Source organism: Micromonospora sp. SCSIO 07396 (assembly GCF_053667945.1).
Map to the genome: position 1 here is coordinate 5350280 of NZ_CM132210.1, position 13432 is coordinate 5363711.

A 13432-nucleotide genomic window follows, 5' to 3' on the forward strand; every position below is an offset into this window, starting at 1 on the left:
TTCCATCCCACCCATCGCAGGGCGCCGGCTTCCCCGCCGGCGCCCTCGTGTCGTCGGCGGCGGTACGGCCGGCTGCTTGCCAGAAAGGTGTTGTCGCTCTCGGCACAACCGGGGGATCCCTGTGGGCGATGACCATCCAAGATGCCGAGGTGCACGCCGATTTCGACCGTCGGGTCGGCTCATTACGGGGCCGTCGCGTGCTCTCCGTCGGATGTTGGGACCTGCGCAGCATGGGGCCGGAGTTTGGGTGGGACTTCGGCGACTGGCACCACGCCGTGATGGCTGTGCAGTTGACCACCGATGCAGGTCCGGTGACGGTCACCTGGACAGCGACCTTCTACCCATACGGCGTCGAAGTGTCCCTGGAGCCGATTGCCCGTCATGCCGACTAGGCCGGGACTCAGCGGGTCGGGCCGAGTGCCGATTCGCGCTGGACGGCGATGCTGGGGCAACCGGCGCGTGATGCTCGGGTGTCGTAGGATCGTTTCGCGATCGGACCAAGCATGCGGCCTGACGGTTAGGTAATCGGCCCCATGACCTCGATGTCCCTACGGCCCTACGACTGGACTTCGACGGCCGCCCGGTGTGGTTCGTGGCCGGCATGCCGCAGTTCCTGAGCACTGAGAACGTGTTCATCCCCGGCGACGAGATCGTGGTCGTCTTCAGGACCGTGAGGATGCGCCAGGTGGGCTATGCGGACCCGAAGTTCACCGAGTGAGCTAGCGAAAGCACTACACCGTTCGCGGCAGTCTTGTGTACGGCCGCGGCCGCAGGCGGTGATGTCGCGCTTGGCAAGGCTGGGGATATCCTGCATGGGGCCGGACGCCGGGTGGGACTTCTGCTACTGGCACCATGGAGCAATGGCTTGCAGCCATGGACCTAACGGGCTTACCACATACCCCGATCGAACGCGTCAGGGCAATCTGCTGCCCCGACCGTACGGTCGGGGCAGCAGATTGCCCTGACCAGCCACCCGAACTCCCGGCTGACCCGACAGCGAGGTGCAGCATGCGCCGATCGCATGCCAAAGGCTAGCCCAGGTAAACTGAGTTCCGCAGACCTGATTCCCTCGAGAGTCACACAGAGGAGCTCGATTCAAATATGGCAACCACATCAGACCAAAAAGAAGAAATCGGCACGCAGCTAACGTCGCCTCACTTCCAGTAGATTACAATATTCGTCTCGCAGCATACTGTACAGGGCCATCGCCCTCCATCGCCCCTCGCGGAACTGCGCTGCACGAATTTCCCCCTCCCTGACAAATCCCACTTTTGCGAGCGAACGCTGTTCCGCCACATTGTCGACGTCCGTATACGCCTCAATTCGCTCAACAGGCAAAGTGTCGAACAGATAGGAGACGAGAAGCCATTGCGCCGTGGTTCCGAAACCTCTCCCGCGAAACTCCGGCAGAAGCGATATTCCGATATTCCAACACCACCAATCCGGCTTACCGTAGGTTACCTTCGTCCAAACAACGGTCCCCGCCAACTCTTCACCAACCGCAACAAATAGGCACCCCCCATTTGCATCAATCAGACCATTATCCTCGAGGCGTCGCTTCAACTTAGCGATGTCGCGATAGCCAGACCAATTGAATGTCCCGGCCGCGTCCGGGTCAGTGGCCTGCCTTTCGAAAATCCAGAAGTCTTGCATCACCGGGGGGCTGAGTTTCACCTCAAAGTCAGACATAAGACACTTTCCGTAATCGAGAAGCCTCGCGGCCGATCCATTAAGACTCACCAGCATCTGATTTACGGGGCGCCCGCCGGAGGTCCGGGTTGGGTCTTCGCGATGAAATCGCGTTTCGCGATCAGAGCCGGCCTGGGCAGCTTATCCATAATTGTGAGTGTTCTTTCGTGCACATCACCCAAGGCATCACTCAGGCGCACATCGATGTCGAACTCGTCAAGGGCCGCCAGCGCCTCCGTGGTGAACCAACAAACAAGCGAACCGTCGGCGTGTTTTACCACAGCCGGAAGCAGGGCCCCAGCTCCCAACTCTCGAATAAAGTAGTGCTTTCCGGAGCTAAGCCCGAGGTGCTCCAGATACTGGTCCAACTCCGCCAGGGAAACTGGCACCGACCTTGGCTGGTTGGTGAACTTGACGATATACTTAAAACTATCGACAATAGCCATTCCGGGTCCACCGTTAGAGATCCAAACACACCATCGATCCTTCCTGGCATCAAATCCACCATCCGGGTCGACAATCGCATAGCCTATAGAGGGTCGATGCGCTTTTGCCCATTGAGAACGAGCAATGAATAGGCTCGCGAAGACTCCGAGCAGGGCGGCAGTTGCAGACCGATCGAGAAGAACGAACCTGAATGGCCACGCCTCCCTTTCGGGCAGGCTCACGTTAGCGCGGACCACCTCCCATACAAAGTTCAGCGCCAAAATAAACAGGAGAGCTGCTGGGAGCGCCACGAACATCAAGGACCGATGCACGACCCGCTGCCCTGTCCGGTCACGCCTTTCACCCATCGACGATTCCTACTCTAGTACATGATCGATACCGTCAGCCCGGATCCTCGACAGCTGAAGTCGGCTCGGGCTTGAAAGAGTGTCATGCTTTGGTGGCCAGGAGGAAGCCTCCGCGCCTGGTGGATGCTTCAGCGCAGCCCGCCAGAGCTCAAGGGCGAGGATCGGTCACGGGAGGGACTTAGCGCATCAGGTTGACGCCTTCCCGCAGGGGCGAGTTGCCCGGCCAGGGGTGGCGCCCACAGGAAGTGGTATGAGAGATGTCCTTGATGGGTGTTTCGTGCAGATTTAAGATGGCCACTATGCGATCCTACGAAGGCGACCAAGTCCAACCAAGGAGAGTAATGGGCGATGGCCGCACATGGGAGTGCGGATCGTGTTGAACTGCTGTGCGAGCAGACCGCAGCCACGTCGTCGGACGCGTCGCAGGCGATGGTCAAGACGTTAGCGTAGGCGTGCTGTCCACCGACGTGGGGCGATCTGCGGATGCGCCAACAGGCAGCGTGGAGACGAGCGGATCGACTCCCGCAACGGCGACCGGGCCCTGGAGTGGGACACCCGGGGTGCGACGATCGATCGGGCGATTCTGAAGCATCGGCCCCGGACTGCTGCCGACGCACCGTCCACGGGCCGAGCAGGCGCTTGTGTCGGCGGCCGCGACGTCGCAGCTGCTCAGAGTCTCGACCTGGCGAGGGGAGATGAGTTGGTCGAGCAACTCGGTATCCGGCAGTTGTCGAAGTCGCAGGTCTCGGAGATTGCCTCTTACCTGGATTTCCAAATCAAGGCGTTTCACAATCGCCCCCGGAATTAAGGCACTTCACATTCGTGTGGATGGACGCGTTTACGATAAGCGTCCGGACGGTGATCGTTCGCGCGCTGATCGTCGCCGGGTCAGCGCCGACGGTAAGCACGAAGTCCTCGGTTTCGACGTCTCCTGGACTAGGCCGGCGCCGGACCTGTTCGAACAAACCCACGGGATTGACTGAACAAAGAGATCCGCCGCCGCACCGACGTCGTCGGCGTCTTCCACAGTCCAGCCAGCGATCATCCGCTCGGGTGCCGTCGTAGCCGAACAGGCCGAAGAATGCTGCTATATGATGATGGAATACTTACAAAGTTTCATATCATCTTCATCGAGACAATATTGCATAAAACAGACCAAGCGGCTCCGCCCTATTGCCCCCTAGCATTAGGCCGGTCGGGGTGGCCAGTAACACCGACCAACGCTGGAGCCCACGGCTGGATCTGCGGTGTTTGTCACATCGTGGGCCCGGGGCGAATCGGGCACCGGCCGGGCACCGGGCAGGAACGTCGGCCCACGCGGGGCCGTCACGGTGAGTGGCGCACATGCTAGCAATCCCGTAACACGGCCGACATCAGCTCAACAGGCGAAGCGCAACAACCTCTGGCAGCATTGGCTGGCATGTGCGGACTTGCGGGAGAGTTCCGTCGTGACGGTTCCCGGGCCGACGTGTCGGCGGTGGAACGCATGGCGGCCACGATGAGTGACCGGGGGCCCGACGACAGCGGAGTGTGGTCGCAGGGGCCCACCGCCCTGGGGCACCGCCGCCTCAAGATCATCGACCTCTCCGCCGCCAGCGGGCAACCGATCGTCGACCCGGCCGCCGGCCTCACCGGTGTCTTCAACGGCTGCATCTACAACTACCGCGAGCTGCGCGAGGAGTTGCAGGCCCTGGGGCACCGCTTCTTCTCCTCCGGGGACAGCGAGGTGGTGGTCAAGGCGTACGCGCAGTGGGGGCTCGACTTCGTCGACCACCTGATCGGCATGTTCGCCGTCGCGATCACCGAGCGGGACACCGGCCGGCTGGTGCTGGCCCGGGACCGGCTCGGCATCAAGCCGCTCTACCTGGCCGAGACGCCGGGCGTGGTGCGGTTCGCCAGCACCCTGCCCGCCCTGCTGGCCGGCGGCGGGATCGACACCACCATCGACCCGGTGGCGCTGTCGCACTACCTCAGCTTCCACAGCATCGTGCCGCCGCCGCGCACCATCCTGCGCGGGGTCGCCAAGCTTCCCCCGGCCACCGTCCGGGTCTACGAGCCTGACGGCCGCACCCACGAGCGGGTCTACTGGGACCCGTCGTTCACCCGGGACGCGTCGCACGCCGACTGGTCGGCCCGCGACTGGGAGGACGCCCTGCTGGAGTCGCTGACCACCGCGGTACGCCGGCGGATGGTCGCCGACGTGCCGGTGGGTGTGCTGCTCTCCGGCGGACTGGACTCCAGCCTGGTGGTGGCGCTGCTGGCCGGCGAGGGGCAGACCCGCTCCGGGCTGTCCACCTTCTCCATCGGCTTCGACGCGGTCGGCGGGCGGGAGGGCGACGAGTTCGTCTACTCCGACCTGGTGGCCAAGACGTTCGGCACCGACCACCACCAGCTCAAGGTCGCCGCCGGTGACCTGGTGCCGCCGTTGGAGGCGGCGGTGGCCGCGATGAGCGAGCCGATGGTCAGCCACGACTGCGTCGCGTTCTACCTGCTCAGCCAGGAGGTCTCCAAGCACGTCAAGGTGGTCCAGTCCGGGCAGGGCGCGGACGAGATCCTCGGCGGCTACCACTGGTACCCACCACTGGCCGGCATCGACCGGGAGCAGGCCCTCGACTCGTACGCGAAGGCGTTCTTCGACCGGGACGCGGCCGGGCTGGCCCGGGTGCTCAACCCGGCCTGGCTGGCCGACGGCGACCCGGCGCGCGAGTTCGTCGCCGCCCACCTGGGCCGGGCCGGGGCGCAGACCGCCGTCGACGCCGGCCTACGGATCGACACCCAGATCATGCTCACCGACGACCCGGTGAAGCGGGTCGACAACATGACCATGGCGCACGGCCTGGAGGCCCGGGTGCCGTTCCTCGACCACGAGTTCGTGGAGCTGGCGGCGAGCTGCCCGCCCGAGCTGAAACTGGCCCAGGGCGGCAAGGGCGTGCTCAAGGAGATCGGCCGCCGGGTCCTGCCGCACGAGGTGATCGACCGCCCCAAGGGCTACTTCCCGGTGCCCGGCCTGACCCACCTGGAGGGCAAGCTCCTCGACCGGGTCCGCGACGCGCTCACCGCGCCGCAGGCCCGCCGCCGCGACCTGTTCCGTGCCGACTACGTCAATGCGCTGCTCGCCGACCCGAACGCCGAACTGACCCCGTTGAACGGAAACAAACTGTGGCAACTGGGACTTCTGGAAATGTGGCTCCAGAGCCACGGAATCGACTGACCGTGAACGAGACCCTCGCGACCGGCACGGCCCGTACCGACCGGGAGCGGGTGCTCGGCCGCCGCCGGGAACGGACCGGTCCCGGCGGCGACCCGGTCGCGCCGGGCGTCGCCCCGGAGCCGCGCCGGGAACAGGTCGGGCCGTCCGACGTGGTCCTGGACTGCGGCTGGGGGCGGCTGGTGTTCGGCCAGACCTTCCACGAGCAGGTCGCGGTGGCCCACGTGCTGCGCTCCGAGGCGGCCGGCTCCCGGGACATCTGCATCTACCTGCGCGACCCGCACGTGCTGGTGTCCCGGCTGCCCGACGAGCTGTTCATCGACCCGTCGCTGACCTACCGGCTGCCGCTGGGTGAGCGCCGCCCGGAGGCCACCGAGCGGATGGAGATCCCGGGGCTGGTCGTCCGGCCGCTGCGCGACGCCGACGACGCCGACGCGGTGAACCGGATCTACGCCCGCAACGGCATGGTCACCGCGCCGGTGGACGTGCTCGTCGACAACGCCGGCACCGACCGGTTCCTGCACCTGGTGGCCGAGGCGAGCACCGGGGAGGTCGTCGGCACCATCACCGGCGTCGACCACGTGGCGGTCTTCGGCGACCGGGAGAACGGCGCGAGCCTGTGGTGCCTGACGGTGGACTTCAACACCGCCCCGCCCGGCACCGGTCAGGCCCTACTCACCGAGCTGGCCGACCGGCTCGACGAGCGGGGTCGCGCGTTCGTCGACCTGTCGGTGCTGGCCGAGAACTCCGGCGCGATCCGGCTCTACGAGCGGTTGGGCTTCCACCGCACCGGCACGCTCTGCGTCAAGCGGAAGAACCCGATCAACGAGCGGCTGTTCCTGCCGTCCGCCCCGGCGGGCTACGACGAGCTGAACCCGTACGCGAAGATCGTCGCCGACGAGGCGATGCGGCGCGGCATCCGGGTGGAGGTCACCGACGCGCACTGGGGTGAGCTGCGGCTGACCAACGGCGGCCGGACGATCGTCACCCGCGAGTCGCTGTCCGAGCTGACCTCGGCGGTGGCGATGAGCCGCTGCGACGACAAGCGGGTCACCCGGCGCATCCTCACCGAGGCGGGACTGTCGGTGCCGCGTGGCCGGACCGCCACCGGCGACGCCGACGACCTGGCCTTCCTCACCGACGTCGGCCCGGTGGTGGTCAAGCCGGCCCGGGGTGAGCAGGGCAACGGCATCACCGTCGGGGTACGCACCGCCGAGGCGCTGGCCACCGCCGTCGAGCTGGCCCGCCGGTTCTGCCCGGACGTGCTGATCGAGGAGCTGCGCGCGGGCGAGGACCTCCGGGTGATCGTGATCGACCACGAGGTGGTGGCCGCCGCCGTCCGCCGACCGGCGCAGATCACCGGCGACGGGGTGCATGACGTCACCGAGCTGATCGAACGGCAGAGCCGACGGCGGGCCGCCGCCACCGGCGGGGAGTCCCGCATCCCGATCGACGACATGACCCGCGAGGTGGTGGCCGAGGCGGGGCACCGGATGCACGACGTGCTGCCCGAGGGGCGGGTGTTGGCGGTGCGTCGGACGGCGAACCTCCACACCGGTGGCACAATCCACGACGTGACGGCCGAACTGCACCCGGCGATCGCCACTGCCTGCGTGGCGGCGAGCCGGGCCCTGGACATTCCGGTGACTGGGCTGGACCTGCTGGTCCCCGCCCCCGACCAGCCCGAGCACGTGTTCATCGAGGCGAACGAGCGGCCGGGGCTGGCCAACCACGAGCCCCAGCCGACCGCCGAACGCTTCGTGGACCTGCTCTTCCCGGGCACCCGGGCACCGCAGCGCCTCTGGAGCCCGGCCGGGCCCGGAGGGGTAGCGTGAGCCTCAAGCCCCTGGAGATCGATCTGGACTACCTCCGTCAGGTGCTGGTGGAACTGCTGGACATCCCCAGCCCGTCGGGGCGTACCGACCACGTGCAGCAGTACGTGGGGGAACGCCTGTCCGCGCTGGGCATCCCGTCCACGCTGACCCGGCGGGGGGCACTCAGCGCCTGCCTGCCCGGCCCCCGGCAGACCGGCGCCGACCGGGCGATCGTGGTGCACACCGACACCATCGGCGGGATGGTCAAGCGGCTCAAGGAGAACGGCCGGCTGGAGCTGAAGACCATCGGCACCCACTCGGCCCGGTTCGCCGAGGGCGCGCACGTGCGGATCTTCACCGACGACCTGGACCGGGTGGTCACCGGGCAGGTGCTGCCGTTGAAGGCCAGCGGGCACCGCTACAACGACGACGTCGACCTGCAGGGCGTCGGCTGGGAACACGTCGAGGTCCGGGTCGACGAGCCGGTCGAGGACATCGCCGGCCTACGGGCGCTCGGCATCGACGCGGGCGACTTCGTGGCGTTCCTGCCGAACCCGATGGTCACCCCGTCCGGGTATGTCAAGTCCCGGCACCTGGACGACAAGGCCGGGGTGGCGGCGGTGCTGACCGCGTTCAAGGCGGTGGTGGACGCCGGTATCACCCCCACCGTCACCGCCCACCTGCTGGTCACCGTCACCGAGGAGATCGGCCACGGGGCGAGCCACGGCCTCGACCCGGACGTCGCCGAGATCGTCTCGGTGGACGCGGCGGTGGTCGCGCCGGGCCAGCAGTCCCGGGAGAACGCGGCGACCCTGGCGATGGGCGACGGGGTCGGCCCGTTCGACTACCACCTGACCCGCAACCTGGCCACGATCGCCCGGGAACACGGGGTGGACCTGGTCCGCGACGTCTTCGACTACTACCGTTCGGACGTGGCGGCGGCGGTCGAGGCGGGCGCGCACGCCCGGGTGGCGCTGCTCGGTTTCGGGGTGGACGCCACCCACGGTCACGAGCGCACCCACCTGGACGGGCTGCGCCACCTGACCCAGCTGCTCTGCCTCTATCTCCAGAGCGACCTGGTCTTCCCCGAGTGGGACGCCGAGCCGGAGGGCGACCTGGCCGACTTCCCGTCGCTGGCGGTGCAGCCGGCCAACGAAGACGGCCCCCGGGAGGGCCCGATCGGCATCGACTGACCGCCGTCGCCGCCCACCGGCTGGCGCGGTCTCACCGGCCGGGAGCACAGCCGTCGTGCCGGTGTCACCGGTGGGCGGCGGGCCCGACGTCCTCCGTCGTGCCCGCCGCCCATCCGACGCCCCGGCCCCTCACCGTGGCATCGGTCCTCACCGTCGGGTCACCGGTTGCGGCGGTCCGCCGCGTCGAGCAGGGTGATCAGCGCCTCGGTCACCCGCAGCACCGCGTCCCGGGCGGCCGGGTCGCCGGTGATCCGCTGCCGCGCCCGGTCGGCCAGCTGTGCCAGCAGTTCCGCGGCGCGGGCCGCGTTGCCGGCGGTGCCGGCCTGCTCGGCGCGCTGGAGCCGGTCGGTCAGCCGGGCCGCCACGTACTCGGTGATCCGGCCGGCGGCGACGTACTCGGTGATCAGGTCACGCAGGTCGGAGTACCAGGCGGGGTCGCGGGTGAACGACGCGGGCAGGTAGCCGGCGTCGGCGGCGGCGAGGGTGGCCGCGACGCTGGCGTCCACGTACGCCCCGACGGTCGGGTAGCGGGCGGCGAGCTGCGCGTCGGTCAACGGCACCGAACTGCCGTCGAGGAAGCAGAAGCCGGGCCCGGTGTTGCTGCCGCTGTTGACCCGCAGCGGCACCTGGTGCTGGGCGAGCCGGATGCCGCCGAGGGCGAGCCCCAGGTCGTCGCGGTCGACGGCCGGCGGGGTCGTGGTGGTCGTCCGGATCGGCGGGGCGCTCGGCGGGGCGACCCCCTGGGCGACCCAGGCGACGGTGTGGTCGTAGCCGGCGTTCTGCACCATGTGCTGCGGGATCCGCGACAGCGAGGGCAGCGTGCAGGTCTGCGGCTCGCCCGGGTAGCCACCCGGGTAGCTGCCGATGTCCCGCTTGCGCAGCGGCCCGTAGTCGGTGATCAGCTTCCAGTCGCCGTGCGAGGCGCCGGCGACCTCCCAGGACCGCAGGACGGCCGAGTCGGCCTGAGCGCGGGCCGCCGCCGGCAGGATGCCGCTGGCCACGTCCCCCTCGGAGTTGATTCGGAACACCGGCGTCGCCAGGTCGGTGCGCAGCACCCCGCCACCGCCGTGCAGGACGACCGCGTCGAGCACGTTCGCCGACTGCTGGACGCCGTTGTAGTAGTTCGCGAGCCGGCCGGCCGACTGCGAGTGGCCGGTGGCGATCACGTACTGCGGGGCGGGCAGCTTGCCCAGCGGGTCGACGCCGGTCGGGTTGCGGACCGCCTTCACCGCCTGGCTGAAGATGTCGTACGAGAGGCTGTCGTCGGTGACGGTGCCGCCGACGGTGACGTCCAGCGGGCCGTACCGGGTGGGGCTCCACGCCTTGAGCCCGGTGGCGGAGTGCAGCCCGGCCCGCTGGGCGGAAACCCCGACCCAGGCGTAGCCCGAGCGGATCAGGTGCTCGTGTGACTGGAACCAGTCGACCTCCTGGTCCCACTGGTTGCTGACGTTGTTCCACTCGGCGATGACGACGCCGTTGAACTTCTTGGTGTTGGCGGGCCGACGGACCACCAGCCGGGTGCCGTACGGCTGGTCGGTGGCGATGGTGGTCGCGTTCTGGGTGCCCTGTACGGCGTACCGGGTGGCGGTGCCGAAGAGGAAGAACTCCTCCTCGACGTAGCCGGCGGCGGCCAGGTTGACGTCGGTGGCGAGGAACGGGTAGCCGTGACCGGGGTCGCCGACCGGGGTGGTCCGGGCGATCGGCCCGGCGACCACCGGGTTCGCCACGGTCGCGCCGGTGGCGGTGGACGGCCGGGTGGTGGCCGGCGCGGCGGCACCTGCCGGGGGGACCGGGCCGGCGGCGACGGCCAGCGCGCCGACCAGGCCGAGGGTCAGGGATCGTCGGGTGTTCCTGCGGGTGGTGGACGAAACGGGCACGGTTCACCTCACGGGGGAGCGACCGAGGGGACGACTCGGCCGGGCAGCGGCGGGAGGTGGCCGCTGTGGAGCAGACAGTAATGCTCACTTCAGGCGAAAGATAGGCCAGATGGGCACGAACTTTCGCGCGGCTCGACAAAAGTCCGTCGGGTCGGCAGGCGGGCCCCCGGCCGCAGGACCGCGCGAAAAATCACTACCGGCACCCGGGGTGCAGTGGGTAGCGTGGCGGTACACGGGAAAGGAGGTGGTCCAGACTTGTATAGCAATCGGACTCGTGAGGTGGCTGTCCGCTAGCCGCTGTCCTCGACAGTGAACGACCAGCATGATCGTCGAGACCGTGTGGCAGCGGTGCGGCGAATCCACGACAGCCACCCGACCCCCGGGGTGCCGACCCAGTCCAGTCGGCCCGTGCGCGAGCACGGAAGCCCCGGGGGTCGCTTCGTCTCCGGGGGAGGCCGGCGGTGTCCATGCGGGAGCTGACCGTGCTCGGCACGGCCAGCCAGACCCCCACCCGGCTGCGCAACCACAACGGTTACGTGCTGCGCTGGGACGACGAGGTGATCCTCTTCGACCCGGGCGAGGGCAGCCAGCGCCAACTCCTGCACACCGGGATCACCGCCACCGACCTCACCCGGATCTGCGTCACCCACTTCCACGGCGACCACTGCCTCGGCCTGCCCGGGACCATCCAACGGCTCTCCCTGGACCGGGTGCCGCACCCGGTGGCGGTGCACTTCCCCGCCGGCGGCGCGGAATACTTCGCCAGGCTGCGGCACGCCAGCAGCTTCCATGAGACCGCCGAACTGGCCGTCGAGCCGGTCACCGCCGACGGGCAGCGGATCACCCTGGGCGTCGGCACGCTGGAGGCCCGCCGGCTGCGGCACCCGATCGAGACGTACGGCTACCGGCTGGTCGAGCCGGACGGCTGCCGGATGCTGCCGGAGCGGCTGTCCGCGTACGGCATCGGTGGGCCGGCCGTCGGCGAGCTGCTGCGCGTCGGGCACCTGGACGCCGGCGGACGCCGCGTCACCCGGGACGAGGTGAGCGTCGTCCGGCCGGGGCAGCGGTTCGCCTTCGTGATGGACACCGGCCTCTGCGACGGGGTGTACGCCCTCGCCGAACACGCCGACCTGCTGGTCATCGAGTCGACGTTCCTCGCCTCGGAGGCCGCGCTCGCCGCCGAGGTCGGCCACCTGACCGCCGGCCAGGCCGCCCGGGTCGCCACCGAGTCGGGGGTACGCACGCTGGTGCTCACCCACTTCTCCCAGCGGTACGCCGACCCGCGCCGCTTCCACGACGAGGCCCGCGAACACTTCGCCGGGGAACTGGTGATCGCCGAGGACCTGACCACCGTGCCGGTCCCGCCCCGGCGGGTAGCCTCGGCCGGGTGACCGTCACGCTCCGTCCCGCCGTCGCCGACGACCTGGTGCCGGTGGGTGCCCTGCACCAGCGGTCCCGGGTCGCGGCGTACTCGTCGTTCCTGCCGCCTGCGGCGTTGGCCGAACCGACGCCCGAGGCGATGGGGGCGTACTGGGTCGAGCGGTGGACGTGGGAACGCGACGAGCACCTGATGACCGTGGCCGAGCGGGACGGCCGGCTGGTCGGGTTCAGCTATCTCGGCCCGGACGACGCGGGCGACCCGGCGACCGGGCTGCTCAACGCCATCCACCTCGACCCGACCGAACGGGGCCGGGGCACCGGCCGGGCGCTGATGGTCGACGCGTTGGACACCATGCGCACCCGGGGCTGGCGTCGCGGGGTGCTGTGGGTGCTGGAACGCAACCTCGCCGCCCGGCACTTCTATGAGCGCGGCGGCTGGCAGGCCACCGGCGAACGCCGGGAGGAGCGGATCGGGCGCGCCCCCACCACACAGCTCCGCTACGCCCGGCAGCTACCGGGCTGCTGACCTCAGGTGCCGTCCCGGTCCGCGTCGACCGAAAAGTTGATCACCGAGAGGTAGCCGTCGCCGTCCTCGACGACCTTCATCAGCATCGTCTCGGCAAAGATGTTGTCGTTGTCGTTGAAGGTGTCCCGCCCGGTGTGCGCGGCGTACGGCGCGGCGGCGTACACCTTGCTGTTGAGGGCCTCGTCGAACATCATCTGGGTGGTGAGCACCCGGTTGTCGCCCACGTGCACCATCGCGTGGATGTGCGTGGTGCGGCCCCGGTACCAGCCCGGCCAGATGGTGGTGAACTCGACGATCCCGTCGGCGTTGGTGACCTGCGCGCCGCGCAGGTAGCGCTTGTCGTCGGTCGGCGTCAGGTCCGCCGCCGATCCCTCGGCACCGCCACCCGGGGCCGCCCCACCGCCGGGCGGGTTGCCGGTGGGCGGGTTGCCGGTGGGCGGGTTGCCACCGGGCGCGCCGCTGGGCGGGGTGCCGCCGGACGACGTGCCGCCGCCGGACGCGCCGGACGACTGGGCCTCCGCCCCCGAGTAGAGGCCGGCCGCGTCACAGTGCCAGATCTCCACGACCGCGTTGGCCAGCGGCCCGCACTGCTCGCTGTCCTGCACCCGGATCGCCACCCGCAGCCGGGTGCCCGCCCGGTCCTCCCGGATGTCGCGGCGGATCTTGTCGGCGTCGAAGTAGTACGGGCCCTGCGTGGTGCTCGCGGTCAACGTGCAGGTGTTCGCCGTGCCGAACAGCGCGGCCAGGTCCGTCGACGTGCTGGCGGTCGCCTGCGGGGACACGGTCTCGCCGGTCGACGTGGTGACCGTGCCGCCGTCCCGGCCGCAGGCGGCGAGCAGACCGGCCAGGCCGATCGAGCCGACTCCGGCGATCAACCGGCGGCGGCTGACCCGCTGCCCCTCGTGGTGGTCGAGGTCGTGGCGCATGTCGTTCCTCCCGTGGGTCGGTGCC

Annotated in this window: 11 protein-coding genes; 7 read left to right on the top strand and 4 right to left on the bottom strand. The window is 69.1% G+C overall.

The genetic code is table 11. The features are described from left to right. Positions 1-128: 128 nt before the first annotated feature. Positions 129-392: a hypothetical protein gene (locus ACWCHM_RS23005; RefSeq protein WP_454219766.1), complete on the top strand. Its 264-nt coding sequence runs from the start codon at positions 129-131 to the stop codon at positions 390-392. Positions 393-592: 200 nt separating this feature from the next. Then, positions 593-718 carry a hypothetical protein gene (locus ACWCHM_RS23010; RefSeq protein ID WP_454219767.1) on the top strand — a complete coding sequence of 42 codons (126 nt, stop codon included), beginning with the start codon at positions 593-595 and terminating at the stop codon, positions 716-718. 425 nt (positions 719-1143) lie between these two features. On the opposite strand, the gene ACWCHM_RS23015 is transcribed toward ACWCHM_RS23010, so the two are convergent. Together ACWCHM_RS23015 and ACWCHM_RS23020 are read right to left on the bottom strand one after the other, a co-directional pair. Next, entirely contained in the window at positions 1144-1689 is a 546-nt protein-coding gene (locus ACWCHM_RS23015; RefSeq protein ID WP_454219768.1) for a GNAT family N-acetyltransferase, read from the bottom strand. 62 nt (positions 1690-1751) lie between these two features. Next, positions 1752-2432 carry a hypothetical protein gene (locus ACWCHM_RS23020; protein ID WP_454219769.1) on the bottom strand — a complete coding sequence of 227 codons (681 nt, stop codon included), beginning with the start codon at positions 2430-2432 and terminating at the stop codon, positions 1752-1754. A gap of 1471 nt (positions 2433-3903) precedes the next feature. Here ACWCHM_RS23020 and ACWCHM_RS23025 point away from each other — a divergent pair. Genes ACWCHM_RS23025 through ACWCHM_RS23035 form a run of 3 tightly spaced genes read left to right on the top strand, consistent with a single transcriptional unit; the run spans position 3904 to position 8698 of the window. Then, positions 3904-5694: an N-acetylglutaminylglutamine amidotransferase gene (locus tag ACWCHM_RS23025; protein WP_454219770.1), complete on the top strand. Its 1791-nt coding sequence runs from the start codon at positions 3904-3906 to the stop codon at positions 5692-5694. A 2-nt stretch (positions 5695-5696) separates the two neighbouring features. After that, positions 5697-7526: an N-acetylglutaminylglutamine synthetase gene (gene ngg / locus ACWCHM_RS23030; protein WP_454219771.1), complete on the top strand. Its 1830-nt coding sequence runs from the start codon at positions 5697-5699 to the stop codon at positions 7524-7526. Next, on the top strand, positions 7523-8698 hold the full coding sequence (locus ACWCHM_RS23035; RefSeq protein ID WP_204956494.1) for an osmoprotectant NAGGN system M42 family peptidase: 1176 nt from the start codon (positions 7523-7525) through the stop codon (positions 8696-8698). Before ngg ends, ACWCHM_RS23035 begins: the two co-directional genes overlap by 4 nt. Positions 8699-8856: 158 nt before the next feature. On the opposite strand, the gene ACWCHM_RS23040 is transcribed toward ACWCHM_RS23035, so the two are convergent. Then, on the bottom strand, positions 8857-10575 hold the full coding sequence (locus tag ACWCHM_RS23040) for an alpha/beta hydrolase domain-containing protein (RefSeq protein ID WP_454219773.1): 1719 nt from the start codon (positions 10573-10575) through the stop codon (positions 8857-8859). A gap of 461 nt (positions 10576-11036) precedes the next feature. On the opposite strand from ACWCHM_RS23040, the gene ACWCHM_RS23045 reads away from it, so the two are divergent. Both ACWCHM_RS23045 and ACWCHM_RS23050 read left to right on the top strand, forming a co-directional pair. Beyond that, positions 11037-11966, top strand: a complete 930-nt coding sequence (locus tag ACWCHM_RS23045; protein ID WP_454219774.1) for a ribonuclease Z — start codon at positions 11037-11039, stop codon at positions 11964-11966. Then, positions 11963-12481, top strand: a complete 519-nt coding sequence (locus tag ACWCHM_RS23050; RefSeq protein WP_454219776.1) for an N-acetyltransferase family protein — start codon at positions 11963-11965, stop codon at positions 12479-12481. The genes ACWCHM_RS23045 and ACWCHM_RS23050 overlap by 4 nt, the downstream gene beginning before the upstream one ends. Before the next feature lie 2 nt (positions 12482-12483). On the opposite strand, the gene ACWCHM_RS23055 is transcribed toward ACWCHM_RS23050, so the two are convergent. Further along, positions 12484-13407, bottom strand: coding sequence for a dioxygenase family protein (locus tag ACWCHM_RS23055; RefSeq protein ID WP_454219777.1), 924 nt, complete (start codon positions 13405-13407; stop codon positions 12484-12486). Positions 13408-13432: the final 25 nt, after the last annotated feature.